A 26,608-nucleotide genomic window follows, 5' to 3' on the forward strand; every position below is an offset into this window, starting at 1 on the left:
TGACGCCCGATTCACTGCTCTGCAAAAGTAAAAAATCATTCATGTTGAAAGGATAATCCATGAACGTCAGCCGAAGAAAATTCTTCAAGGTCTGTGCTGGCGGTATGGCAGGGACAACGGCAGCGCTGCTTGGCTTTGCGCCAGAGGCAGCGCTGGCGGAAACGCGACAGTATAAACTGCTGCGCGCACGCGAAACCCGTAACACCTGCACTTACTGCTCAGTTGGCTGTGGCTTGTTAATGTACAGCCTCGGTGACGGCGCGAAAAACGCCAAAGAGACCATTTTCCACATTGAAGGGGATCCGGATCATCCGGTGAGCCGCGGCGCATTGTGCCCGAAAGGCGCAGGCCTGCTCGACTTCATCCACAGTGAAAGTCGCCTGCAATACCCGGAATACCGCGCGCCAGGCTCCGATAAATGGCAGCGCATTAGCTGGGACGATGCCTTTGATCGCATCGCCAGGCTGATGAAAGCGGACCGCGACGCTAACTTCGTGGCGCAAAACGCTGCGGGCGTGACGGTAAACCGTTGGCTCTCCACCGGCATGCTGTGTGCTTCCGCTTCCAGCAACGAAACCGGCTACTTAACCCAGAAATTTACCCGATCGCTCGGCATGTTAGCGGTCGACAACCAGGCACGCGTTTGACACGGACCAACGGTAGCAAGTCTTGCTCCAACATTTGGTCGCGGTGCGATGACCAATCACTGGGTCGACATCCGTAATGCCAATCTGATCGTTGTGATGGGCGGGAACGCCGCTGAAGCGCATCCTGTGGGATTCCGCTGGGCGATGGAAGCCAAGATTCACAACAAAGCCAAACTGATTGTTATCGATCCGCGCTTCACGCGAACCGCATCGGTAGCCGATTTCTATACGCCGATTCGTTCGGGCACCGACATCACTTTCCTGTCGGGCGTACTGCTGTGGCTGCTACAAAACGACAAAATCCAGCATGAATATGTGCAGGCGTACACCAATGCCAGCCTGATCGTGCGCGAGGATTATCATTTTGAAGATGGCCTGTTCAGCGGCTACGACGAAGAGAATCGCAAATACGACAAAACCAGCTGGAACTACGAACTGGACGCTGACGGCTTCGCCAAACGCGACGCCACGCTCACGCATCCGCGCTGCGTATGGAACCTGCTGAAGCAGCACGTCAGCCGCTACACGCCAGAAATTGTTGAGCGCATCTGCGGTACGCCAAAAGCGGACTTCCTGCACGTGTGTGAACTGATTGGCGAAACCAGCGCGCGCGATCGCACCACTTCGTTCCTGTATGCGCTCGGCTGGACGCAGCACTCGGTCGGTGCGCAGAACATCCGCACCATGGCGATGATTCAGCTGCTGCTCGGCAACATGGGCATGATTGGCGGCGGCATCAATGCGCTGCGCGGCCACTCGAATATTCAGGGTCTGACCGATCTCGGTTTGCTGTCGCAAAGTTTGCCGGGTTACATGACTTTGCCGTCGGAAAAACACACCGATCTGCAGAGTTATCTTGCTGCCAACACGCCGAAAGCGCTGCTGCCGGGCCAGGTAAACTACTGGAGCAACTACCCAAAATTCTTTGTCAGCCAGATGAAAGCCTTCTTCGGCGACAAAGCCCAGGCGGAAAACAGCTGGGGCTTCGACTGGTTGCCGAAGTGGGATAAAGGCTACGACGTGCTGCAGTACTTCGAGATGATGTCGCAAGGCAAGGTCAACGGCTATCTGTGCCAGGGCTTCAACCCGGTGGCATCGTTCCCGAACAAGCGCAAAGTGATCGCATCGCTGTCGAAGCTGAAGTTCCTCGTCACCATCGACCCGCTCAACACCGAAACTGCCACCTTCTGGGAGAATCACGACGAGTTTAACGATGTTGATCCGTCAAAAATTCAGACCGAAGTGTTCCGTTTGCCCTCCACCTGCTTCGCCGAAGAGAACGGTTCGATCGTTAACTCCGGCCGCTGGCTACAGTGGCACTGGAAAGGTCAGGATGCACCGGGCGAAGCGCTCAATGACGGCGAGATTCTTTCCGGCATCTATTCACGCCTGCGCAAAATGTACGCCAGTGAAGGCGGTGCATTGCCTGAGCAAGTGCTGAACATGAGCTGGAACTACCTGACGCCAGAAAATCCGGCGCCGGAAGAAGTGGCGATGGAGAACAACGGCAAAGCGCTGGCGGATGTATACGATGACAAAGGCACGCTGCTGGTGAAAAAAGGCCAACAGCTCAGCACTTTTGCCCATCTGAAAGATGACGGCAGCACCAGCAGCGGTTGCTGGATTTTCGCCGGCAGCTGGACGCCGGACGGCAACCAGATGGCGCGCCGCGACAACACCGATCCTACCGGCTTGGGCAACACGCTGAACTGGAGCTGGGCGTGGCCGCTCAACCGCCGCATTCTCTACAACCGCGCCTCGGCTGACCCGCAAGGCAATCCGTGGGATCCGAAACGTCAGATCCTGAAGTGGGATGGCAGCAAATGGGGCGGCATGGATGTGCCGGACTACAGCGCCGCCGCGCCAGGCAGCGATGTCGGGCCGTTCATCATGCAGCCGGAAGGCATGGGCCGCCTGTTTGCGCTCGATAAAATGGCCGAAGGTCCGTTCCCGGAACACTACGAGCCGTTTGAAACGCCAATCGGCACCAACCCGCTGCATCCGAACGTGGTATCCAACCCGGCGGCGCGCGTGTTCAAGGACGATTTGGCATCGATGGGCCAGGCGGAGCAGTTCCCGTATGTCGGCACCACTTATCGCCTCACCGAGCATTTCCATTACTGGACCAAACACGCGCGGCTCAATGCCATCGCACAGCCGGAACAGTTTATTGAAATCGGCGAGAAGCTGGCCAACAAGCTTGGCATCGCGCAGGGCGACACAGTGAAAGTGAGCTCCAATCGCGGCTACATCAAAGCCAAAGCGGTGGTCACTAAGCGCATCCGTCCACTTAACGTTGACGGCAAAATCGTCGATACCATCGGCATTCCGATTCACTGGGGTTATCAGGGCGTGGCGAAAAAAGGCTTTATTGCCAACACCCTGACGCCGTTTGTCGGTGATGCCAACACGCAGACGCCAGAATTTAAGGCGTTCCTGGTCAACGTCGAGAAGGTGTAAGGAGAACGAATATGGCTTATCAATCTCAAGACATTATCCGCCGCTCCGCCACCAATGGACTCACGCCTGCCCCGCAGGCGCGTAACCATCAGCAGGAAGTGGCGAAACTAATCGACGTGACCACCTGCATCGGCTGCAAAGCGTGTCAGGTGGCGTGTTCGGAGTGGAACGATATCCGCGATGAAGTGGGACATAACGTTGGGGTGTACGACAATCCCGCCGATTTGACCGCCAAATCCTGGACGGTGATGCGCTTCTCAGAAGTGGAGGAGAACGGCAAGTTAGAGTGGCTGATTCGCAAGGATGGCTGCATGCACTGCGCCGATCCCGGCTGCCTGAAAGCCTGCCCATCTGAAGGCGCGATTATTCAGTACGCCAACGGCATCGTCGATTTTCAGTCAGAACAGTGCATTGGCTGCGGCTACTGCATTGCGGGCTGTCCGTTCGATGTGCCGCGTCTGAATAAAGAGGACAACCGCGTGTATAAATGCACGCTGTGCGTCGATCGTGTCAATGTCGGTCAGGAACCGGCGTGCGTGAAAACCTGCCCGACCGGCGCGATTCACTTCGGCAGCAAAAGCGATATGCAGGCGCTGGCCGGTGAACGCGTGGCCGAGCTCAACACGCGCGGCTATGCCAACGCCGGCTTGTACGATCCGGAAGGCGTCGGCGGCACACACGTGATGTACGTGCTGCATCACGCCAACAAACCGCAGCTCTATCACGGTTTGCCGGATAATCCGAGCATCAGCCCGGCGGTAACGTTCTGGAAAGGGATCTGGAAACCGCTGGCGGCGATCGGTTTTGCCGCTACCTTTGCTGCATCCATGTTCCACTACGTTGGCGTAGGGCCAAACCGCGTGGAAGAGGATGAGGACGAGAATCTGCACGAAAAAGAGGAGCGCGAATAATGAAAAAACGCGATCGTCTGGTGCGCTACAGCGCACCGGAACGCATCAATCACTGGATTGTGGCGTTCTGTTTTGTGCTCGCCGCGCTGAGCGGACTGGGTTTCTTTTTCCCGTCGTTTAACTGGCTGATGCACGTGCTCGGCACGCCGCAGTTGGCGCGTATCCTGCATCCGTTTGTTGGCACGGTGATGTTTGCCGCCTTTATCATCATGTTCTTACGCTATTGGAAACATAATCTGATCAATCGCGAAGACCTGGTGTGGGCGAAAAACATCCACAAAATCGTGCAAAACGAAGAGGTCGGCGATACCGGCAAATACAACTTCGGGCAGAAGTGTGTGTTCTGGGCTGCTATCATCAGCTTAGTCTTGCTGCTGGTGAGCGGAATTGTTATCTGGCGCCCGTATTTTGCCGGTGCCTTTACTATTCCGCTGATTCGCATCGCGCTAGTGGTGCATTCGGTCTCAGCTGTGGCGCTAATCGTGGTGATTATGGTGCACATTTACGCCGCCTTGTGGGTAAAAGGCACCATTACCGCCATGGTTGAGGGCTGGGTTCCGGCCGCGTGGGCGAAGAAACATCACCCACGCTGGTATCGCGAGCAGCGCCAACGCCAAACACAACAGGAAAAACGTCCCTGATGAGTATTCGCATCATCCCGCAGGACCAGCTGGAGAAAAGCGAAAAGCACACGGCGGAGCAAGTTCCGCCGTTACTTTTCCCCCGGCTGAAAAATCTGTATAGCCGCCGTGCGGCACGTTTGCGCGACCTGGCCGCGAAGAATCCGCTGGGTGATTACCTGCGCTTTGCCGCGGTGATCGCCGAGGCGCAGGAGATCGTGCTGTATGACCATCCGCTGCAGCTCGATCTGCAGCAGCGGCTGACGCAGAGCGCCGAGCAGGGCAAACCGCCGCTCGATATCCACACCTATCCGCGCGATGCGCACTGGCAGCGTTTGCTGCATTCGCTGATCGCCGAGCTGAAGCCAGAGATGAGCGGCCAGGCGCTGGCAGTGCTGGAGAATCTGGAAAAATCCTCCACTACCGAACTGGAAAATCTGGCACATGCGCTGCTGGAAGGCGGTTTCGCACAGGTGAGCAGCGACAAATCGCCGTTCATCTGGGCGGCGTTGTCGATTTACTGGGCGCAGATGGCGGCATTAATTCCCGGCAAAGCGCGCGCCGAATACGGTGAGCATCGCCAGTTCTGCCCGGTATGCGCCAGCGTGCCGGTCACCAGCGTGGTGCACATGAGCGTAGGCCAGCAAGGGCTGCGCTATCTGCACTGCAATCTGTGTGAAAGCGAATGGTATGTGGTGCGCAGCAAGTGCTCCAACTGTGAACAAACCGGCGATCTGCATTACTGGTCGCTGGACAGCGAAAAAGCGGCGGTGAAAGCAGAGAGTTGCGGCGATTGCGGTACCTACCTGAAGATGTTGTATCAGGAGAAGGATCCCGCCGTAGAGCCGGTGGCCGATGATTTGGCCTCGCTGGTGCTGGATGCCCGCATGGAGCAGGAAGGATTCGCCCGCAGCAGTCTGAATCCGTTTATGTTCCCCGGCGATTAGCTTTTTCCATGTTTCTGCGGTCCGTAGCGGCGCGATTTATCGCGCATTGTGCCAGCGCGCCGCCAGGGGTATGTGCGGTTTGTTATCGCGTATTTTCATTCAACACGGAGGCGCACGATGAAACTGATTGGCAGCTACACCAGCCCTTTTGTCCGCAAAATATCAGTGATATTGCTGGAAAAAGGCCTGGTTTTCGAATTCGTTAATCACTCTCCGTGGATCGATGACAGCGATGTACCACAGTACAATCCGCTGGGCAAAGTACCGGCGCTGATTGACGACAACCAGCTCACCTGGTTCGACTCTTCGATCATCGCGCAAGTCATTGAACTACGCGGCGATGCGCCTGCGCTGCTGCCCGATGATGCGCTGCACGCGTTGCACATCCGTCAGCTGGAAAAACTGGCCGACGGCATTAACGATGCGGCGGTGATGATCGTGCGCGAGCAGATGCGTCCCGGCGATCAGCAATCTGAAGAGGTGCTGCTGCGCAACCGTGACAAAATCCAACGCGGCCTCGATGCGCTAGAAACCGCCGCCGCCCAAGGCGAATGGCTCAATAGCGGCACGCTCAATCTGGCCGATATCGCCACCGGCTGCATGATTGGTTACCTCAACTTCCGCCGCGTGCTGCCAAACTGGTGCGTAAATCGCCCGGCGCTGGTGAAGCTGGCCGAAAACCTGTTTGCGCGCGAAAGCTTTGCCCGCACCGTTCCGCCCTCTCTGTAAGTCACCCGATGAAAACCCTGTACAGTCAATTACCTGCTATCGACAGCCTGCTGCGCGATCCCGCGCTGCAGCCGCTGCTGGCGCATCACGGAACCGCCTTCGCCACGCGCCAGCTGCGCAGCATGCAGCAGGAAGCGCGCGACCACATTCAGCAGCACCAAACCTTGCCAGAGTGGCACCTGAACTGGCCGGATGAAGCGCTGCGCCGCAGCCATCAACAGCAGCAAAGTGCGCTGCGTCCGGTGTTCAATCTCACCGGCACCGTACTGCACACCAATCTTGGCCGCGCACAGCTGAGCGATCGCGCTATCGACGCGGTGGTGAATTGCCTGCGTCAGCCGGTCACGCTGGAATACGCGCTGGATGAAGCGGCGCGTGGCCACCGCGATCGTGCGGTCAGCGCGCTGCTGTGCGAGTTAACCGGCGCGGAAGCGGCCTGTATCGTTAACAACAATGCCGCCGCCGTGTTATTGATGCTGGCCGCGTTAGCGCCGGGGCGCGAAGTGATTGTCTCGCGCGGCGAGCTGGTGGAAATTGGCGGCGCCTTCCGCATTCCTGACGTGATGCGCCAGGCGGGCTGCAAACTGGTGGAAGTGGGCACCACCAACCGCACGCACCTGAAAGATTATCGCGCCGCCATCGCGGAAAACAGCGGCCTGCTGATGAAGGTGCACACCAGCAATTATCAGATTCAGGGCTTTACCCATGCGGTAACGGAAGCAGAGCTGGTTGAGCTGGGTGACGCTTATCAATTGCCGGTGATCACCGACCTTGGCAGCGGATCGCTGCTCGATATGACCGAATTTGGTCTGCCGGCTGAACCGATGCCGCAGCAGCTGATCGCCGCAGGCGTCAGTCTGGTAAGTTTCTCCGGCGACAAACTGCTCGGCGGTCCGCAGGCGGGGATTATCGTCGGCAAGCAGACGCTGATTGATCAGCTCCAGTCGCATCCGCTGAAACGCGCGCTGCGCGTCGACAAAATGACGCTCGCGGCGCTGGAAGCCACGCTACAGCTCTATCGTCAGCCGGAAACGCTGCGTGAAGCCCTGCCGACGCTGCGGCTGCTCACCCGTCCAGCGCAGGATATTCAGCAACAAGCTGAACGATTGCTGCCCGCGTTACAACAGATTTATCGAGATGACTTTTCGCTGGCGATTGCGCCCTGTTCATCCCAAATCGGCAGCGGATCGCTACCGGTTGAACGCCTTCCCAGTTTCGCCCTCACCTTCACGCCACGCGATGGGCGCGGTAGCCAGCTCGTCAATCTGTCACAGCGTTGGCGCAGCTTAGCGCGCCCGGTGATTGGCCGCGTTCAGGAAGGCAAACTGTGGCTGGATCTGCGCTGCCTTGATGATGAAAGCGCGCTGATTCAGGCCTTAGCGTCATGATTATTGCCACCGCTGGACACGTCGATCACGGCAAAACCGCGCTGCTACAGGCATTGACCGGCGTGGATGCCGATCGCCTGCCGGAAGAGAAACGGCGCGGCATGACCATCGATCTCGGCTACGCGTACTGGCCGCAGCCGGATGGTCGCGTGCTCGGCTTTATTGATGTGCCGGGCCACGAGAAATTTCTCGCCAATATGCTGGCGGGCATTGGCGGCATTCATCATGCGCTGCTGGTGGTGGCCTGCGACGATGGCGTGATGCCGCAAACCCGCGAACATTTGCAATTGCTGAGCCTGGCCGGACAGCCGCCGCTCAGCGTGGCGCTGACCAAAGCCGATCGCGTGGACGAAGCGCGCATTGCGGAAGTCCAGCGGCAGGTGGCGCAGCTCACGCAGCAACTCGGCTGGCTGGCGGTGCCGCAATTTGTCACCAGCAGCCACACCCAGCAAGGCATCGACGCGCTGCGCCAGCATCTCAGCACGCTGGCGGAACCGGCCTTCGACTCTCGTTACCGTTTCCGTCTCGCTATTGATCGCGCCTTCACGCTGAAAGGCAGCGGATTGGTGGTCACCGGCACCGCGCTGTCGGGCGAAGTGAACGTCGGCGATACTCTTTGGCTTAGCAGCCTGAATCTGCCGCTGCGCGTGCGCGCGCTGCATGCGCAGAACCAATCGGTGACGCGCGCGCAAGCCGGTGAACGTATCGCATTGAATATCGTCGGCGATGTGGAAAAAGCGCAGATCGCGCGCGGCGACTGGCTGCTGTCACAGGCCAGAGCGGAAGGCACCACGCGCTTAACCGTGGCGCTGCGCTTGCTGCAGCCGCTGAAGAGCGCGTCGCAGCCGATTCATCTCCACCACGCCGCCAGCCACGTCACTGGACGCATTACGCTGCTGGCGGATGATGTCGCGGAACTGGTGCTGAACCAACCGCTGTGGCTGGCCGAGAACGATCGGCTGATTATCCGCGACAGCAACGCACAGCACACGCTGGGCGGCGCGCGCGTGCTGCTGCTCAACAGTAAAAAGCGCGGCAAACGTCAGGCGGAGTATCTTGCCTGGCTGCAGCAGCTGGCCGCCGCACAAGATGATGACGCCAGCCTGCAGGCGCATCTGGCCTATCAACCGACAGAACGGCGTGACCTGGCGTGGGCGCGCCAGCTTACCGAGCCCGCGCTGGATGCACTGATCAAGCATGCAGCGCCGGTGCAGCTTGATAACGCGCTGATGAGTGCCGCTCAGGCAGCACAATGGCGGCAAAAGCTGCTGGAATCGCTGGCGCATTTTCATCAGCAGCATCCCGAGGTGCCGGGCATCGGCCACGATCGTTTGCGTCGTGTGGCAATGCCGCATCAGCCTGCGGAATGGGTGTTAGCGCTGATTGATCAACTGCTGGCGCAAGGTCAGCTACAACAGCGACAAGGCTGGCTGCATGTGCCCGACTTCGAACCGCGCTTTAATCCGCAGGAAGAAGCTCTTTGGCAGCAGGTCGGCCCGCTGTTTGGCGATCAGCCGCTGTGGGTGCGCGATATCGCGCTGGCGCTGCAGCAGGATGAACAGGCGATTCGCTCGCTGCTGCTCACTGCTGCGCGGCTCGGACATATCACCGCGATCGTACGCGATCGCTACTATCGCAGCGACCAGATCCAGATCTTCGCCGATCTGATTCGGAGCCGTGCCGCGCAAGAGGGCAGCACCAGCGCCGCCGACTTCCGCAACCAGCTTGGCACCGGGCGCAAAGTGGCGATACAGATTCTGGAATTCTTCGACCGCAGCGGCTTCACCCGCCGCCGTGGTAACGATCATCTGTTGCGCGACGACCGCCTGTTTCCCGTCTCATCTGCCTAAAATCTCTCGCGTTGCCTCGCAGTTCAGCCTGTAACTGCGCTGCAACGCGCATTCCCTGTTGCGCAAAAAAGTGCCAGAATGTAAGAAATACTCTTACACGGGATGACGATGATGGCACGTACCATGACGATCGATTTAGGCGATGAACTGCGCGAGTTTGTTGAATCTCTGGTTGAATCCGGCGACTACCGTACGCAAAGCGAAGTGGTGCGCGACTCGCTGCGCTTGCTGCGTGAGAAGCAGGCTGAATCAAAGCTGGAAAAGCTCAGAGAGTTGGTCAGAGAGGGCTTTGAAAGCGGCCCGGGTAAAGAGTGGGATCATGAAGATTTTCTAAGACGAGCAAAAGCCAGGGTAGGCATTTATGAAAAGGACCATCACGATAAAACCGGAAGCTGATGCAGATCTAATGAAGATCTGGATTTATGGCTACTGGAATTATGGAGAGCAGTTAGCTGATGACTATAGCGCCAGATTCGCTCAGCTCTTCGACAAACTCGCCATGTTTGATTTAGGTCGCAAACGACCGGATTTAGGAAAGCAGATTTATTCGCTGCCTTTCGAACAGCATATTGTGATCTACCGCGCTGAAGTGGATGAAATTTTCATCGGGCGTATCTTGCACCACTCGCAGGACGTTAGCGCCGAGTTTTGAAAACAAAAAAGGGACGATCTCTCGTCCCCTTTGTTTCGTAGCATCGCCATTCATGGCGACCACGCCAATTACTGCAGCAGCGAAATATCCGCCACCTGCAGGAACAGCTGGCGCAGCTGTGCCAGCAGCGTCAGACGGTTAATACGCACCGCCTGATCGTCAGCGTTCACCATCACTTTATCAAAGAAGTTATCTACCGCTTCACGCAGCTGCGCCAGTTCAACCAGCGCATCCTGATAGCGACCTTCTGCAAAGTACGGCTGCAGCTTGTCGCCCAGCGCGGTCACGAAGGTCGCCAGTTGGATCTCTTCGTTCTCTTTCAGCAGGGAAGCCTGCACGCTGTCGTTCAGGGTTTCGGTCGATTTCGCCAGGATGTTCGACACACGTTTGTTGGCAGCAGCCAGCGTGGCGGCCGCTTCCAGCGTACGGAAGTGCGAAACCGCCTTCATGCGCGCATCGAAATCAGCCGGACGGGTTGGACGACGCGCCAGCACCGCCTGAATGGTGTCAACGCTGTGGCCCTCTTCCTGATACCAGGTACGGAAACGGCCCAGCATAAAGTCGATCACTTCATCGACCACTTTGGCGTTGCTCAGCTTGCTGCCGTACAAACGCACCGCTTCTTCGGTCAGCGTTTGCAGATCGAGCGGCAGGTTTTTCTCCACGATGATACGCAGCACGCCCAGCGCAGCACGGCGCAGTGCGAACGGATCTTTGTCGCCTTTCGGATGCTGACCGATACCGAAGATACCCGCGAGGGTGTCCATTTTGTCGGCAATCGCCACGGCGCAGGCCACAGGATTTGACGGCAGATCGTCACCGGCAAAGCGCGGCTGATACTGCTCATTCAGCGCCACCGCCACATCTTCCGCTTCGCCATCGTGGCGCGCGTAGTGCATGCCCATCACGCCCTGTGTGTCGGTGAACTCGAAGACCATGTTGGTCATCAGGTCACATTTCGACAGCAAGCCCGCGCGGGTAGCGTGATTCACATCAGCGCCAATCTGCGCGGCAATCCAGCCAGCCAGCGCCTGAATGCGATCGGTTTTATCACGCAGCGTACCCAGCTCTTTCTGGAACAGTACGGTTTCCAGACGCGGCAGATTATCTTCCAGACGCTTTTTGCGGTCGGTGTTGAAGAAGAACTCGGCATCCGCCAGACGCGGGCGCACCACCTTCTCGTTACCGGCGATAATCTGCTGTGGATCTTTGGATTCGATGTTGGTGACGAAGATGAAATTCGGCAGCAGCTTGCCCGCCGCGTCGTACACCGGGAAGTACTTCTGGTCACCTTTCATGGTGTAAACCAGCGCTTCAGCTGGCACTGCGAGGAACTTCTCTTCGAATTTCGCCGTCAGCACCACCGGCCACTCCACCAGCGAGGTCACTTCTTCCAGCAGGCTTTCGCTCAGATCGGCGATGCCGCCAATTTTCTGCGCTGCCGCTTCCGCATCCGCTTTGATTTTGGCTTTACGCGCGGCGTAATCCGCCACCACTTTACCGCGCTCCAGCAGCAGCTGCGGATACTGATCGGCGTTGTCGATGGTGAATTCTGGCTCGCCCATAAAGCGATGACCGCGAATCACGCGATCGGACTCAATACCGAGAATCTTCGCGGGAATCAGCTCGTCACCCAGCAGCAGCGTAACGGTGTGCACCGGACGCACAAACTGCACGTCGCTCGCGCCCCAGCGCATCAGCTTAGGAATTGGCAGCTTGCTCAGCGCGGTAGCCACCATAGCGGGCAGCAGCGCCTGCGCGCTTTCGCCGGTGATGGCAGCGCGATGCACCAGCCATTCACCTTTATCCGTGCTCAGACGTTCAGCCTGCGCCACGGTGATGCCGTTACCACGCGCCCAACCTTCGGCCGCTTTGGTGGCGTTGCCATCGGCATCAAACGCGGCGGCGATAGCCGGGCCACGTTTTTCAACTTCGCGATCCGGCTGCGCGGCAGCCAGCTGGGCCACTTTCAGCGCCAGACGGCGCGGAGCAGCAAACCAGCTCACTTCGCCGTGCGCCAGACCGGCGCTATCAAGTTCAGCAGTGAAATGCGCAGCAAAGGCTTCCGCCAGACTGCGCAGCGCTTTCGGAGGCAACTCTTCGGTGCCAATTTCCACCAGGAAAGTTTTATCGGTCATGGCTGCCTCTTACTTGTTTTTATTGCACATCGGGAAGCCAAGCGCCTCACGGGACGCATAATAGGCTTCCGCCACGGCTTTCGTCAGGGTGCGGATACGCAGGATATAACGCTGGCGTTCGGTAACCGAAATCGCTTTGCGGGCATCCAGCAGGTTAAAGCTGTGCGCCGCTTTCAGAATGCGCTCGTAAGCCGGCAGCGGCAGCGGTTTTTCCAGCGCCAGCAGCTGCTGCGCTTCTTTCTCATACTGCTCGAAGCAGGTGAAAAGGAAGTCAACGTCAGCGTATTCAAAGTTATAGGTCGACTGCTCCACTTCGTTCTGATGGAACACTTCGCCGTAGGTGGTTTTACCGAACGGACCGTCGCTCCACACCAGATCGTAAACGCTGTCTACGCCCTGAATGTACATCGCCAGGCGCTCTAAGCCGTAGGTGATCTCGCCGGTTACTGGCTTACACTCGAGGCCGCCAACCTGCTGGAAGTAAGTGAACTGCGTCACTTCCATGCCGTTCAGCCACACTTCCCAACCGAGTCCCCACGCGCCCAGCGTTGGGTTTTCCCAGTTGTCTTCGACAAAGCGAATGTCGTGGATGGTGGGATCCATACCCAGCTCTTTCAGCGACCCAAGGTACAGCTCCTGAAGGTTGTCCGGGTTGGGCTTAATCACCACCTGGAACTGGTAATAGTGCTGTAAACGGTTCGGGTTTTCACCGTAACGTCCATCGGTTGGACGACGAGATGGCTGCACGTAAGCGGTCGCCATCGGCTCTGGGCCTAAGGCACGCAGACAGGTCATCGGGTGTGAGGTGCCGGCGCCCACTTCCATGTCCAACGGTTGGACAATGGTGCAGCCTTGACGCGCCCAGTAATCCTGCAAGGTCAGGATCAGGCCCTGAAAGGTCTTGGTATCAAACTTTTGCATGTTGAATTCGCACGCGATACGGATCGGTTAAAAAAAGAGTGCGCCAGTATACCCTTTGACCGCGGATTGTGCAGCCGGAAATCCAGGCCAGTGCGCAGGCGATTACGGCAAGGTTTAGCGGGCAAAAACAGAACAATAAGAAAATCGTATACGATTTACACTCATCGCGAGCACTCAACATAAAATTTTCATTAAAATCTTACATATCATAATCTTGATCGATATATCAGCAAATCCTATTACGTGATGAATATCACCTTTTTGACCCAATGGTTAAAAATCGCGCGTTGACACTCGTATAATCGTATACGAAATTGCGGTGAAACAGTTTTGCTTGAGATTTCACCATGAAGATTGCGTTGAGTTATCCCGGCATGAACGCCAGCGACCGCCCAATGGGGCCTGCGCCGCTCTCCGCCGCCGTGCTGCATGAACCGATGTTGTTCATTTCCGGCCAGGTGGCGATTGATCCCTACAGCGGCGAGATTATGGGCAACGACATCGCCAGCCAGACGCGTCAGGTGTTGAAAAACGTCGGCGATCTGCTGAGCGAAGCGAACATGACCTTCGACAACGTGGTCCGCGTCACTGTTTACCTGACCGATCTCAGCACGTTCAGCGCGATGAATGCCGCTTACAGTGAATTCTTCCGGTTCCCCTTCCCGGCGCGCGCCACCGTGGGCATTCAACTCAACCATCCTGACCTGCTGGTCGAGATGGAAGTGACGGCGATGCGCTGATGCATATTCACATCGAGAACGACGCCAGCGCACCGCGCGCACTCCATCTCTCTGTCGAGCAGCTGCAACTGCAACTCGACGCGCATCCGCCGTTGCGCAGCCACTTCACGCTGAGCGAAAACCGCGATCCGGCGCAGACCGCCGACTTTCTCGCCCGCTGCGACATTCTGTGGAGCGGACGTAAGCTGGCGCTCGATCAGTTCAGCACGCCGCGTCTGGGTTGGGTGCAGGTGATGTCCGCTGGCGTTGAGCAGTGGCTGGCGCACTGGCCGCAAGGCGTGACGCTCACCAATGCTTCTGGCGTACACGGCGATAAAGGTGCCGAGTTCATTTTGATGGCGGCGCTGATGTTCAACTTCGGCATTCCCGGTTTTCTGCAGGATCAGGCGCAGCGTGTGTGGCGTCCGACTTTTGGCGGCTGCGCACGCGGCAAAATCGTGCTGCTGCTGGGCGTGGGCGGCATTGGCGCCGCGGCGGCAACTCTGCTGACGGCGCAAGGCTATCGCGTGATTGGCGTGACGCGCAGCGGCCAGTGCGATGCCAACGTGGCGCGCTGCATCCGTATTGATGCGCTAGACGAGGTATTGCCGCAGGTGGATGTGGTGGTATCGACGCTGCCGCTGACGCCACAAACCCGCAATCTGTTCGATCGCCGCCGTCTCAATCTGCTGCCCGCACGCGCTGGCATCGTGATTGTTGGCCGCGCTGATGTATTTGATTACAGCGCGATGCGCGAAAAACTCAACGTAGGCGAACTGGCCGGCGCGGTGCTGGATGTCTATCCGCAAGAGCCGCTACCGGCCGACGACCCGCTGTGGCACACACCCGGCGTGGTGATGACACCGCACTGCAGCCTCGACGATCACAGCGCCTACCTCGCCGGTTGCCTTGACGTGTTTATCGATAACCTGGCGCGCTTCCGCCACGGACAACCGCTGCGTAATCAGGTTGATCCGGCACGAGGTTATTAACCCCCGATATTTCCGTAGGGTCGCCATTCATGGCGACCACCTAAAAAAGCACCAAAGACGTTCATAAATCACAAGGTCATCGCTTTCTCATTCACCAGCATCAGGGGAACCTTATTATGAAATTTGCACGCACTGCTTTGTTAATATCTGGTCTCAGCGGCAGCTTACTGGCGGGCATCTCCAGCGCCCACGCAGCCAGCACCGATCCCATCACGCCTGCCGCCAGCGACTTCGCGGCGATGGCGCAGTGCAAAGCACTGCAAACCAAATATCCCTCGCTGAAAGGCAAAGATCTGGTCGTCGGCCTCGGCGGCTACACCAAAGGCTTTGAAGCGCCATCGGAAAAAGATCCCAGCATCATTGAAGGTCTCGATCCTTCCCTGTTCGAGCGCATCAGCAGCTGCCTCGGCGCGAAACACAGTTACCAAAGTGGCTCGTTCAACGTGCTGCTCACTTCGATCGCCAGCGGACGCGCGGATATCGGTCCGATGCTGTACGTCACCGAAGAACGCATGAAGCAGATCGCCTTCGTCGCCTCGATGCAGGTGCAGGATGGTTCGGTGCTGGCACAGGGCAACCCGAAGAAAATCAACAGCGTCGATGATCTGTGCGGCAAAACCGTCGCCGCCGCTGCGGGTTCGTACGAAGCCAACAAACTGGTGCCGGAACAAAGCGCCAAATGCAGCGCCGCCGGTAAGCCCGAAGTCAGCATGTTGATGGTGCAGAACACCGACAACAGCATTCAGGCAGTGAAAAGCGGTCGCGCGGACGTCTATCTGACCGAAGCCGGTTCCGCCGTTGCTATCGCCAAAGCGGACAAATCGCTGCAAAGCGGCTTCACCGTGGATCTGCCGATCATGGTGGGCTTCCCGATCGCCAAAGACAACGCCACGCTGCGCGCGGCGGTGCTGGACGCGATGAAGGTGATTCAGGCGAGCGGCGCACAGAAAAAACTGCTGGATTACTGGGGCCAGGGCAGCGCTGCCGAGCGTCCAGTGGTTGCGCGTGGTTAATGCATAAACTCAGCCGCCTCGGTGACGAAACCGAGGCGTTGAGGAGGATAACGCCTTGGATGATTTTCTTAAGTACCTGACTTTCCCCTACTTGTGGGAAGGCGCTGTTATCGCCGTGCAGCTGCTGATTGGCGCGCTGGCGGGCGGCATTGTGATTGGCTTTTTCCTGGCGTTAGCCAGCAGCTCAAAGCACGGGTTTATTCGCGTGCCGGTGAAAATCTACATCTATACGCTGCGCGGCACGCCGGTGCTGCTACAGCTGATTTTGCTGTACAACGTGCTGCCGGAATTTGGTCTGCGTTTAAGCCCGTTCACCAGCGCGCTTGTCGCCCTGATGATCAACGAAACCGCCTTCTGCGCCGAAATCATTCGCGGCGGCATTATGGCGACCGATCGCGATCAAAGCATGGCGGCGCAGGCGTTCGGTTATTCGCGCAGCAAAGAGATGATTCACGTGGTGATCCCGCAGGCGCTGCGCGCCATTCTGCCCACCATGGGCAATGAAACTGTCGGGCTGCTGAAATCCACCTCGCTGGCTTCGGTGGTGGGCGTCAATGAGCTGACGATGCGCGGCCAGGCGATTGTGTCGCAAAACTTCCTGTTTATTCCGGTGCTGGTCGCGTCGGGCGGCATCTATCTGATTCTTTCCACGCTGCTGGCGGGCGGTCAGTGGTGGCTGGAGAAGTTCTACAACCTTGATGAACGTGCGCGACGGGCGCGCGCGCGCCTGGCGAAACTGCCGCCGGAAGCAGACGTGATGCCAATGCAGCTACCAAAACGGCGCTGGGATACGCAAACCGCTGCGCCGGTGCTGGAAGTGAATCAGCTGTGCGTCGACTACGCCGGTAAAGCGGTACTGAAATCGCTGTCGTTAACCGTCCGTCGCGGCGAAGTGGTGGTGCTGCTTGGTCGCTCCGGTTCGGGCAAAAGTACGCTGCTGAAATCGATTCTGGCGCTGACGCCACGCAGCAGCGGCACCATTCAGACCGAAGGCCACTTCATGGGCAGCGACGAAAACGGTCGCGCGCTGGCGCAGCGACATCTGCCGGTGAACCGCGCCAAGTCGGGCATTGGCATCGTGTTCCAGCACTTCGCGTTGTTTGATCACCTCACCGCGCTGGAAAACGTGATGAGCATTCTGCTGCGCGTGCAGGGCGCACAGCCGGAAATCGCGCGCGGCAAAGCGATGCGCGCGTTGAAAATGGTAGGACTCGGTGATTTCGCCGCCTCGCTGCCGCACGAACTCTCTGGCGGACAGAAACAGCGCGTCGGCATTGCGCGCGCGCTGGCGGCAGAACCGCAAATCCTGCTGTTTGATGAACCGACTTCCGCGCTCGATCCCGAACTGGTGCGCGAAGTGAACCAAACCATGCGCAGCCTGGCACAGACCGGCATCACCATGATCATCAGCACCCACGACATCGCGTTTGCGGCGGGCGTTGCCGATCGGGTGGTGTTCCTGCAGGATGGCGCGCTGATTGAAGAAGGCCCGCCGACGATTCTGCAAAATCCGCAAACGCCAGCGTTTGCCACCTTCCTTGAACATGAAAATGCTGCGGAGGCGCCACATGCCAACGCGCTTTGAACTCACGGCACGCGAGCGCCTCGGCGATGCGCTGTTCCGCTATATGCAGGGCCAACCGGCCGATGCGCTGGGTAATGAACCCGATGCCAATCAGCAGGCGCTACGCCGCTTTCGTCTGTTACCGCGCGTGCTGCAGGGCAATGAAAGCATCGACACGCAGATTTCCCTGCACCAGCAAAACTGGTCCGCGCCGATTGGCGTCGGCGCGTTTGCCGGTGACCGTATTTTCCATGAAGAAGGGGTGCTGCCGATTGCGCGCGCCTGCAAACGTCTGCAACTGCCGCTGGTGATCTCCGAAGAGAGCGTCACAACGCTGGAGCAGATTGGCGCCGAGTACGACCGCTGCTGGCTGCAACTGCGCGCGGCGGGCGATGTCCGCCGCATCAACGCCTTGATCGACCAGGCCGCGCAGGCCGGATTTAAAAATATCGTGCTCACGGTGCTGGCGCCGGTGCATCCGGTGGCCGGGTTACAGCCCGGCGGCTTCTCTATCGGCGACGCCCTGAAACAGCGCGGCTGGCACACCATCGGCGGCACGCAGCCGGGTGTTGCGCCGCTGCCCGCTTTCCCGGTGTGGCGCTGGCAGGAGATTGATGAGGTGGCAGCACACTGCGCCGATCGCCAGCTTCCACTGTGGCTGAAAGGCGTTCTGCATCATGACGATGCGGCGCAGGCCGCGCAGCACGGCGTCAGCGGAGTGATTGCCTCAAACATCGGCCTGCGCCAGAGCGCGCGCTGGGCTACGCCGGTCGATCAGCTGCCCGATTTGCAGGCGGTGACGCGATTGCCGCTGCTGCTGGATGGCGGCGTACGCTGCGGCAGCGATGCGGTGGTGGCGCTCTGTCTTGGCGCGTCGCTGTCGCTCAGCGTGCGCCCGATCATCAGTGCTTTAGTCGCCGGTGGCGAGAGTGCGGTGTTCGATCTGCTTTCCGGCTGGATCAATGAAGTTACGGCCATTAGTCATTGGTGCGGCGTCAGCGATATGGCGGCGCTGAACGGCAGCTTTATCACCGAGGAGCGCTACTGATGCAGACACTGATTTTCAACCAAGGCGATGCCAGCGAATCCCGCATCTATTACTGCGCGCACTATCTGGCGCACAGCCTCGGCCTGTTCGCCGCACAGCAGCTGCAGGTGATCTTCACCACCAGTGAATCAGGCGGGCATACGGTACAAGGCGGCCAGGTTCCCGCAGTGCTGAATCGCGACGCCGATCTCTCGCTGGGCGGCCCGATGGTGGTGATGAAGCATTTTCAGCAGCACGGCGCAGAGTTGCAGTGTTTCTGCGCCTCGGTGGCGGCCAATCCGTGGTTTCTTGCGGCGGCGCAGGCGCAGCCCGATTTTCAGCTCAGCGATCTGCGCGGCAAACGTGTGCTGGATGTCGGCAATGTCGGCACCGCCACGCTGACGTTCCGCTGGCTGCTGGCGCGTCACGGTTTGCAGGATGACGTTGAGCTGATCGCCGGCAGCGGCGATCAGGCGCGGGATTTCACCGCCGTGGCCCAAGGGGCAGCTGATTATGCGCTGCACGCCATGCATATGCTGGCGCCCGCCATCGCCGCCGGACAACTCCACAGCATCAGCAGCCTCGCCAGCGTGTGCGGCCACGTACCCTGGAGCGCCTACATCGCCCGCACCGATGTATTGCAGGAGAAAGCCACCGCTTTCGCCGCCTTCTCCCGCGCCATTGCCCAGGCGCTGAGGTGGATCGCCAACCATGACGCCACTGCGCTGGCGCAACAGGTGCAGGCGTTTTACCCCGATTATCCGCGCGAGGCGCTGGTGCGCGGCCTCGCGGCCTATCAACAGGCTGGCGTGTTTGCGCCAGATGGCGTGATTCCGCGCGCTGAGTTTGCGCATTTCAGCCAGCTGTTAACTGCTATCGGCTGGCTCGACTCTTCACAGCCGGTGCCGTATGCGGCGCTGGTGACGCAGGCAGGAGCAGAATGATGAAACAGCTGATTATTAATGGTTTGGTGGTGACAGAAACCCGCGCTGAACTGGCCGATCTGCTGATCGAAAACGGCAAGATCAGTGGCGTGTTATCGCCTAACGCCATCACGCACGGCGTTGACGAGGTGATCGATGCACGTGGCTTGATCATCGTGCCCGGCGCGATTGACGCGCATACCCATTTCACCGGCTCGCACGATTTTCCCGAACAGGAGCTGCGTGAAGGCACACGCGGTGCGGCGGCGCACGGCGTTACCACCATCGTCGAGATGCCGCATTCTCTGCCACCGGCCACATCGCTGGCTAACTTCAGCGCCAAAAAAAGCTGGCTGGCAGACAACTGCTCGGTGGATTACGCCCTGTGGGCTGGGTTAGATGGAAATAACGTGCATGAACTGGCGGCGCTGAATCAGGCCGGTGCGCTGGCCTTCAAAGCTTTCCTGTGCAGCGGCGCACCCAACGGCGACGCCACCGACGAGAAAGGTTTGCCGCGTCTCGACGATGACGGCCTGCTGCGCGCCATGCGCGAGTTGGCCACGTTCGACGGGCTGATTGGCGTGCACGCTGAGAATCACGAGATTTTGATCGGTGCTGGCAGCGAACAGCGCCGCGCCGGACGCAAAGATGCGCGCGCTCATGCGCTGGCGGGGCCGGAAATCGCCGAGATCGAAGCGGTAGGACGCGTGTTAGCGATTGCCGAAGAGACCGGCGCGCGCTGCCATATCGTGCACGTCAGCTCGGCCCGCGCGGCGGAAACCATCGTCGCCGCTAAAACCCGCGTACGCGCCAGCTTCGAAACCTGTCCGCACTATTTATTGCTCGACGAAGACGATCTGGTGCGCATCGGCCCCAACGCGCGCTGCGGCCCGCCAATCCGCCCACGTCCGGTAGTAGATGCGCTCTGGCAGGTGCTGCTGCGCGGCGATATCGACATGATCGCGTCTGACCATTGTCCGTACACGCCCGCACAAAAACAGGCAGGTGAAGCCAGCATCTGGGAGGCGGGCATGGGCCTGACCGGCGTGGAAACGCTCAGCCCGATGTTCTTCAGCGCGGCCCATATTGAACGTGGCGTGGCGCTCAGCGAGTTTGCGCGCATGACCGCCAGCGGCCCGGCCAAAGCCTTCCAGCTGTGGGGCAAAAAAGGGGCGATTGCGCCCGGCTTTGACGCCGATTTGGTGTTCTACGACGCCAGCCAAAGCTGGACGGTGCGCGGCGCCAATTTTCAGGGACTCGGCAAGTGGAGCGCATTTGAAGGGATGCGCTGTCAGGGTAGAGTGGTGCGCACATTGATTCGTGGCGTCACGGTATTCCAGGATGACCAGATGCAGGTTGAACCCGGCTTCGGTCAATTCGTGACCCGACAGGTCTAAACAGGATAAACAACATGGCAGGAAAACCCTCTACCGCTCGTCGTAAAAACAGCGCCCCGCTGGCGCAGGACGCGGCCACCGATAACAGCTGGAATAGTGCGCGTCCGCGCACGCTGGTCGATCACGCCGTGGATGCCATTCTCAGCGCCGCCTCGCGCGGCCTGATCCTGCCCGGCGACCGCATCGCAGAACCCGAGCTGGTGGCGAAACTCGGTATGAGCCGCGTGCCGATCCGCGAAGCGCTGCGCATTCTGGAGAGCCAGGGCATTGTCACCAGCGAGCCGTATAAAGGTATCCGCCTGATGGAGATTTCGCATCAGCGGCTGGAGCAGATTATCGATGTGCGCATCCCGCTGGAGACGCTGGCCTGTCGCCGGGCGATTGAGGCCGGACGCAACAGCGCTGAGCAGCTTAATCAGCTCTATCAGGGCGTGGCGCAGATGCAGGCGATGATGCAAAGCGATAACGTTTACGGTTTTGCCTCCGCCGATACCGATTTCCACCGCACGCTGTGCAGCTTCGCGCACAACCCGGTGCTGAGCAATTTGTGGGAGTCGATTGCCCGTCAGCTGACGGTGATTTTCGGCCTCTCCACCATGGGCAAATCGATGAGCGACATCATCGAGGAGCATCAGCGGCTGATTAATGTCTTTGCCGATGGCGACATCGCCAAAATGACCGACGAGGTTGAGAACCACATCCGCATTCAGGCGCTGGACGTGGATTACGAAACCCTGATAACACAGCGCCGACAGCACCGTTCCGCTCTCGGCTAATTTCGCCTTGCCTTTACACCAGGGAAAACACCATGAAAATCATTAACGTTGAGGCGTTTTACCTGCGCCTGCCAGTGATTGAGCAGCGCACCGACAGCTCTCAGGATGCGCTGCTGATCAAAATCACCACCGATGCCGGCATCACCGGCTGGGGCGAAGTGGATGGCAGCCCGTATGTCACCAAAGCCATCATTGAAGCGCCCTATTCGCACACCATGGTCACCGGCCTGAAGTCGCTGTTAATCGGCGAAAACCCGCTGGAAACCGGCCGTTTATGGAAGAAGATGCACAAAGCCACCCTCTATTACGGCCGCAGCGGCGCGGTACTGCAGGCGATGGCCGGCATCGACATCGCCTTGTGGGACATCAAAGGTAAAGCACTCGGCAAGCCGATTGTTGAACTGCTGGGCGGCGCCATGCGCGACAAAATGCGCGTTTACTCCTCCAACATGTTCCAGTTCAGCGTGGAAGAGACGGTCGCGCGCGCGCAGCATGCGATGGATACCGGCCATAGCGGCGTGAAGTTTGGCTGGGAGCCGTTTGGCACTGACGAAGCGCTGGATCTGCGCTATCTCGACGCCCTGCGTAAAGCGATGGGCGACGATGTGGATCTGATGCTGGACGTCGGCCACGTGTGGGATGCCAAAACCACCATCCGCCGCAGCCAGCGCTATGAACACCTCAATCTGTTCTGGATTGAAGAGCCGCTGCATCCCGATAACTACGCCGGTTACGGCCAGGTTTCCGCCGCCTGCCAGCAGCATATCGCCGCCGGTGAGCAAGAGTGTTCGGTAACGGGTTTCCAGCGCCTGATAGATGAAGGCGGCATCGATATCGTGCAGATCGACCTGACGCGCACCGGCTTTACGCAGGCAATGGAGATCGCCAGCTACGCGCACAGCCGTGGACGCAAAGTGTGCAACCACAACTTCACCACCGACATTAATACCGCCGCCTCGCTGCATTTCCTGTGCGCGATTGAGAATGCGCTGGTGATGGAGTATTGCGTCGAGCCGGGCGAAATCAGCCGCTCGCTGGCGAAGAATCCGGTGCGCATCGCCGACGGTTACGCGTGGCTGCCGAGCGAGCCAGGCCTCGGCGTTGAACCCGACGAAGCGGTGATCGAGACGTTTTTGGTGCGTGATTAACGGCTGTCACCGCCTAACAACGAAGCACACATTGTAGCGGCGCAATTTATTGCGCGATAAATCGCGCCGCTATGCAGTGCGCGCGAATTGATTCTGGTGTCGAGTGTCGAATAACAGAGTGATCTGAATTACAACGCTAAAGGTTGTTGGCGCGCGGCTCACTGGCTACCCTTCTTCGCAGCCAATGCAAGAGGGTGCCATGCAGCAAAAAATTTACTGGATCGACAACTTACGTGCGGTTGCCTGTCTGATGGTGATCGTCATTCACACCACAACCTGGTACATCACCGGGCCGATGGCGGTAACAGGCCTGAGCTGGGATGTGGCGAACCTGCTTAACTCAGCGTCACGCGTCTGTGTGCCGCTGTTCTTTATGATTTCAGGCTATCTGTTTTTCGGCGAACGCAGCGCACAAGGGCGGCATCTGCTGCGCATCGTGCTGTGCCTGCTGTTCTACAGCGCGGTGGCGCTGGCCTATATCACCTGGCTGACGCCGATCAGCGAAGGTCGATCGCTGCTCAAACTGCTGCAAAGACCGGTGTTCTATCACCTGTGGTTCTTCTTCGCCATTATCGGCATCTATCTGTTATCCCCGCTGATTCAGGTGAAAAGCGTGGCACCGCGCTATGTCGCGATACTGGTGATCGTGCTGGCGGTGCTGGCGAATCCGAATACCGTGAGCCAATCGCTGGGACCGTTCCACTGGCTGCCGGTGAATCTGTATGTCAGCGGCGACAGCATTTACTACCTGCTGTATGCGCTACTCGGGCGCGCGATTGGCTGTATGGAGACCGACAAGCACAGCGTCAGCTGGCTGGCGGGATTGGGCTTTGTGGCCTGCGTGATTGGCATTGCGCTCGGCACCAAACAGATGCTGAAAATCAACGGCGCGTTCAACGATACCTGGTATCTCTACTGCGGGCCGCTGGTGTTTATTGCCGCCATCAGCCTGTTGATTCTGTTCAAAAACACCCTGAATCAGCGCGCGCTGCCGGGGCTCGCCACCCTCTCGCGCTATTCCCTGCCGATCTACGGTTTTCACGCGCTGTTTATCCACTTTCTGCGTACCCATCACTACGACGACATGTCGCGCCCGTGGCTCGATTTGCCGTGGGTGATGGGCACGACGCTGATCGGTAGCCTGCTGCTGGCGATGGGATTACAACGCGTGGATAAGCGTCATCTGGTGAGCTGATCGTCCCAGCGCTGGTGCGCGCGGCGCAGCTGGCGTGCCGAGGAGAATCCGGCGGCCAGCGCCGCTTTCTCCGCCGCTTCGCCCTGCTGCTGGCGTTGCCGCGCAATCACTAAGCGCAGCTGTTCGTGGTATTCGCGCACGCTGATGCCCAGATGCTGGCGGAACAGGCGCGTCAGATGACGCTCGCTGACGTGCGCCCGTTCGGCCAGCGCGGTAAGCGACCAATCATGTTCGGGATGGGCAATCATCACATCCTGCGCGCGATGAATCGCCGGATGCATGTGATTGCGATAGCGCAGCCACGGCGACAGTTGCGGATCGTCGCCGGAACGGCGGAACCACACCACCATTTCGCGCGCCACTTTCAATGCCTGCGGCGCGCCGCACAGCCGATTGATGAGATGCAGCGCCAGATCGATACCCGCAGTAATGCCCGCGCTGGTCCAGATGCCGCCATCTTCGACGAAAACCCGGTTATCTTTTACCAACGCCGCTGGCGCTGCCGCTTTCAGACGCGGTAACACATCATGATGCGTGGTGCATTGGATGCCATCCAGCAACCCCGCCTGCGCTGAAAGCAGTGCGCCGGAACAGATGCACACCAGCGTGATGCGCTGATCGGTAATCGCCGCCTGCTGCTGGCGCAGCCAGTCACGAGCTTTCGCGGCCGGTTCGGTGTCGAAACAGACGCGCGAATCGTGTACGCCAGGCACCACCAGCAGGCTGTTTGCCGGCAGTTGCGCGGGCAAGGGCGCGATGTCGGCGAGGGTCATGCCGGTGGAGCACAGCACGCTCGGCTGCGGGCCGATGTAGTGCAGCGCGAAGTGGCTGTCGGCCAGCTGCAGGGTTTCAGCGGGGCCAGTGAGATCCAGCGCCATCACGCCGGGAAGCACGAGAAAGAAGACGGACTGCGGCATGGTGAGCTCCGGTTGGGTTTGGTGTGTTTTTCCCCCTCACCCTAGCCCTCTCCCGCAAGCGGGAGAGGGAACCGATCGAGCTAATAACTCCCTCTCCCGTTTACGGGAGAGGGTTGGGGTGAGGGCAAATCAGGCCACTACATTCAACACAAAACCCCAATCATACCCGATAAAAACTCCAACACCCTGCCAAATCCAGCCATCACTCTCCCACATCAAGACATCAACGGCTGCAACTGCTGATACAAGCGCGCAAACACCTCGCGCTGTGGCTGATACGCCTGATGCCGCGCCGCATCCGGTTGATGCCGCTGCGCCAGTTCCAGCGACGGCCATTCGCTCGCCGGATCAACCGCCAGCTGCGCCAGTCGCGCCGCACCCAGCGCCGGGCCGACTTCGCCGCCGTGACAATAATCCAGCGTTTGCCCGCTGATATCCGCCAGCATCTGACGCCAGTACGCACTTCGCGCGCCGCCGCCAATCAGCATCACGGTTTTCGGCTGCACGCCACACTCATGCACCGCATCCATGCCTTCGGCCAGCGCGAAGCCCACGCCCTCCAGCACCGCGCGCGCCAGTTCTGGCCGGCCATGCTGATGCGTTAAACCAAAGAACGCGCCCTGCGCCTGCGGATTGTTATGCGGCGTGCGCTCGCCAGAAAGATAGGGCAGGAACCACACTGGCGGCACATCGCTGCGCGCTTTTTCCGCCTCACTCAGCAGTTGCGGCACATCGGCGCAGCCGGTCAGCGCCGCCGCCCAATCGAGGCAGGAAGCCGCGCTCAGAATCACTGACATCAGATGCCAGCGCTGCGGCAGCGCGTGGCAAAAGCTGTGCACCGCACGCTGTGGATTGCTGAGATAGCCGTCGCTCACCAGGAAATAGACGCCCGACGTGCCGAGCGACAGCATGCCTTGTCCCGGCTCAACCATGCCGACGCCCGCCGCGCCCGCCGCGTTATCGCCACCGCCCGCCACCAGCGGCACGCTTGGCATGCCCCAGCGCGCGGCGACATCTGGCAACAAGGTGCCGGTGATCTGATTGCCTTCAAACAGTTGCGGCATCTGGCTGCGTTGCAAATCGCAGGCGTTGAGCATCTCATCGCTCCAGTCGCGCTGCGCCACATCCAGCCACATCGTTCCCGCCGCGTCCGACATGTCGCTGGCGAACTCACCGCTCATGCGCAAGCGCAGATAATCCTTTGGCAGCAGCACTTTAGCTACCTGAGCAAAAACCTGCGGCTCATGCTGTTTTACCCACAGCAGCTTAGGCGCGGTAAAGCCAGGCATCATCAGGTTGCCGGTGATGCGACGCGAATCCGGCACGCGCTTCTCCAGTTCCTGGCACTGCTCGCCGCTACGCCCGTCATTCCATAAAATCGCCGGACGCAGCACCTGACTCTCGCTATCCAGCAAGGTGGCACCGTGCATCTGCCCGCTCAGGCCAACCGCCTTCACGCCGCTGAGATCGTGCTGCTGGGCCAGCGCCTGCATGGCACGATCGGTCGCCCGCCACCAGCTTTCGGCATCTTGCTCGCTCCATAACGGCTGCGGCCGCGACACCTCCAGCGGCGCACTTTCCACTGCAATCACTTTGCCGTGCGCATCCAGCAATGCCACTTTCACGCCGGAGGTGCCTAAATCGATGCCGATAACCATGCTGCGCTCCTGAAAA

General features: G+C 59.2%; 23 protein-coding genes. 19 read left to right on the plus strand and 4 right to left on the minus strand.

What is annotated here, in order from left to right; translation table 11 throughout:
- The first annotated feature begins 59 nt into the window (after positions 1 to 59).
- From fdnG to MWH02_RS15160, 9 genes are all read left to right on the plus strand, one after another.
- Complete coding sequence (gene fdnG / locus MWH02_RS15120; protein WP_271460936.1) at positions 60 to 3,107, plus strand: formate dehydrogenase-N subunit alpha; 3,048 nt, start codon at positions 60 to 62, stop codon at positions 3,105 to 3,107.
- A gap of 11 nt (positions 3,108 to 3,118) precedes the next feature.
- Positions 3,119 to 4,018, plus strand: a complete 900-nt coding sequence (gene fdxH, locus MWH02_RS15125) for a formate dehydrogenase subunit beta (protein ID WP_271460937.1) — start codon at positions 3,119 to 3,121, stop codon at positions 4,016 to 4,018.
- Positions 4,018 to 4,659 carry a formate dehydrogenase cytochrome b556 subunit gene (fdoI, locus tag MWH02_RS15130; RefSeq protein WP_101763837.1) on the plus strand — a complete coding sequence of 214 codons (642 nt, stop codon included), beginning with the start codon at positions 4,018 to 4,020 and terminating at the stop codon, positions 4,657 to 4,659. The genes fdxH and fdoI overlap by 1 nt, the downstream gene beginning before the upstream one ends.
- Positions 4,659 to 5,585, plus strand: a complete 927-nt coding sequence (gene fdhE / locus MWH02_RS15135; protein WP_271460938.1) for a formate dehydrogenase accessory protein FdhE — start codon at positions 4,659 to 4,661, stop codon at positions 5,583 to 5,585. The genes fdoI and fdhE overlap by 1 nt, the downstream gene beginning before the upstream one ends.
- Positions 5,586 to 5,702: 117 nt before the next feature.
- Positions 5,703 to 6,314, plus strand: coding sequence for a glutathione S-transferase (locus tag MWH02_RS15140; RefSeq protein ID WP_101763839.1), 612 nt, complete (start codon positions 5,703 to 5,705; stop codon positions 6,312 to 6,314).
- Positions 6,315 to 6,322: 8 nt separating this feature from the next.
- Entirely contained in the window at positions 6,323 to 7,702 is a 1,380-nt protein-coding gene (gene selA, locus MWH02_RS15145) for an L-seryl-tRNA(Sec) selenium transferase (RefSeq protein ID WP_271460939.1), read from the plus strand.
- On the plus strand, positions 7,699 to 9,552 hold the full coding sequence (selB, locus tag MWH02_RS15150; RefSeq protein WP_271460940.1) for a selenocysteine-specific translation elongation factor: 1,854 nt from the start codon (positions 7,699 to 7,701) through the stop codon (positions 9,550 to 9,552). Before selA ends, selB begins: the two co-directional genes overlap by 4 nt.
- Before the next feature lie 111 nt (positions 9,553 to 9,663).
- On the plus strand, positions 9,664 to 9,948 hold the full coding sequence (locus MWH02_RS15155; protein ID WP_061719305.1) for a type II toxin-antitoxin system ParD family antitoxin: 285 nt from the start codon (positions 9,664 to 9,666) through the stop codon (positions 9,946 to 9,948).
- A 10-nt stretch (positions 9,949 to 9,958) separates the two neighbouring features.
- The gene (locus tag MWH02_RS15160) at positions 9,959 to 10,204 is read left to right on the plus strand and encodes a type II toxin-antitoxin system RelE/ParE family toxin (RefSeq protein ID WP_271460941.1); all 246 of its coding nucleotides are present in this window, start codon (positions 9,959 to 9,961) and stop codon (positions 10,202 to 10,204) included.
- 68 nt (positions 10,205 to 10,272) lie between these two features.
- Here MWH02_RS15160 and glyS read toward each other — a convergent pair whose 3' ends face one another.
- Complete coding sequence (gene glyS / locus MWH02_RS15165) at positions 10,273 to 12,342, minus strand: glycine--tRNA ligase subunit beta (protein ID WP_110867868.1); 2,070 nt, start codon at positions 12,340 to 12,342, stop codon at positions 10,273 to 10,275.
- Positions 12,343 to 12,351: 9 nt separating this feature from the next.
- Complete coding sequence (gene glyQ, locus MWH02_RS15170) at positions 12,352 to 13,263, minus strand: glycine--tRNA ligase subunit alpha (protein WP_008105242.1); 912 nt, start codon at positions 13,261 to 13,263, stop codon at positions 12,352 to 12,354.
- A 347-nt stretch (positions 13,264 to 13,610) separates the two neighbouring features.
- On the opposite strand from glyQ, the gene MWH02_RS15175 reads away from it, so the two are divergent.
- From MWH02_RS15175 to MWH02_RS15220, 10 genes are all read left to right on the plus strand, one after another.
- Positions 13,611 to 14,003 carry a RidA family protein gene (locus MWH02_RS15175; protein WP_101763844.1) on the plus strand — a complete coding sequence of 131 codons (393 nt, stop codon included), beginning with the start codon at positions 13,611 to 13,613 and terminating at the stop codon, positions 14,001 to 14,003.
- Positions 14,003 to 14,974, plus strand: a complete 972-nt coding sequence (locus MWH02_RS15180; RefSeq protein WP_101763845.1) for a D-2-hydroxyacid dehydrogenase — start codon at positions 14,003 to 14,005, stop codon at positions 14,972 to 14,974. The genes MWH02_RS15175 and MWH02_RS15180 overlap by 1 nt, the downstream gene beginning before the upstream one ends.
- Positions 14,975 to 15,090: 116 nt before the next feature.
- Positions 15,091 to 15,987 carry a transporter substrate-binding domain-containing protein gene (locus MWH02_RS15185; protein WP_101763846.1) on the plus strand — a complete coding sequence of 299 codons (897 nt, stop codon included), beginning with the start codon at positions 15,091 to 15,093 and terminating at the stop codon, positions 15,985 to 15,987.
- A 55-nt stretch (positions 15,988 to 16,042) separates the two neighbouring features.
- Positions 16,043 to 17,572 (plus strand): amino acid ABC transporter permease/ATP-binding protein, encoded by a 1,530-nt coding sequence (locus MWH02_RS15190; RefSeq protein ID WP_271460942.1) that lies wholly within the window; start codon positions 16,043 to 16,045, stop codon positions 17,570 to 17,572.
- Entirely contained in the window at positions 17,556 to 18,599 is a 1,044-nt protein-coding gene (locus tag MWH02_RS15195; protein WP_271460943.1) for an alpha-hydroxy acid oxidase, read from the plus strand. Before MWH02_RS15190 ends, MWH02_RS15195 begins: the two co-directional genes overlap by 17 nt.
- Positions 18,599 to 19,522, plus strand: a complete 924-nt coding sequence (locus MWH02_RS15200; RefSeq protein ID WP_271460944.1) for an ABC transporter substrate-binding protein — start codon at positions 18,599 to 18,601, stop codon at positions 19,520 to 19,522. The genes MWH02_RS15195 and MWH02_RS15200 overlap by 1 nt, the downstream gene beginning before the upstream one ends.
- Positions 19,522 to 20,898 (plus strand): dihydroorotase, encoded by a 1,377-nt coding sequence (locus MWH02_RS15205; RefSeq protein WP_271460945.1) that lies wholly within the window; start codon positions 19,522 to 19,524, stop codon positions 20,896 to 20,898. The genes MWH02_RS15200 and MWH02_RS15205 overlap by 1 nt, the downstream gene beginning before the upstream one ends.
- Positions 20,899 to 20,912: 14 nt before the next feature.
- Positions 20,913 to 21,674 carry a GntR family transcriptional regulator gene (locus tag MWH02_RS15210; protein WP_101763851.1) on the plus strand — a complete coding sequence of 254 codons (762 nt, stop codon included), beginning with the start codon at positions 20,913 to 20,915 and terminating at the stop codon, positions 21,672 to 21,674.
- A gap of 32 nt (positions 21,675 to 21,706) precedes the next feature.
- Positions 21,707 to 22,822 carry a mandelate racemase/muconate lactonizing enzyme family protein gene (locus MWH02_RS15215; protein WP_101763852.1) on the plus strand — a complete coding sequence of 372 codons (1,116 nt, stop codon included), beginning with the start codon at positions 21,707 to 21,709 and terminating at the stop codon, positions 22,820 to 22,822.
- A 199-nt stretch (positions 22,823 to 23,021) separates the two neighbouring features.
- The gene (locus tag MWH02_RS15220) at positions 23,022 to 24,017 is read left to right on the plus strand and encodes an acyltransferase (protein WP_192236837.1); all 996 of its coding nucleotides are present in this window, start codon (positions 23,022 to 23,024) and stop codon (positions 24,015 to 24,017) included.
- On the opposite strand, the gene MWH02_RS15225 is transcribed toward MWH02_RS15220, so the two are convergent.
- Entirely contained in the window at positions 24,002 to 24,934 is a 933-nt protein-coding gene (locus tag MWH02_RS15225) for a GlxA family transcriptional regulator (RefSeq protein ID WP_271460946.1), read from the minus strand. The genes MWH02_RS15220 and MWH02_RS15225 overlap by 16 nt on opposite strands.
- A gap of 215 nt (positions 24,935 to 25,149) precedes the next feature.
- Entirely contained in the window at positions 25,150 to 26,592 is a 1,443-nt protein-coding gene (gene xylB, locus MWH02_RS15230) for a xylulokinase (RefSeq protein WP_271460947.1), read from the minus strand.
- Between the last annotated feature and the right edge of the window lie 16 nt (positions 26,593 to 26,608).

This window comes from Pantoea leporis (assembly GCF_028048155.1).
GTDB classification, from domain to species: domain Bacteria; phylum Pseudomonadota; class Gammaproteobacteria; order Enterobacterales; family Enterobacteriaceae; genus Pantoea; species Pantoea leporis.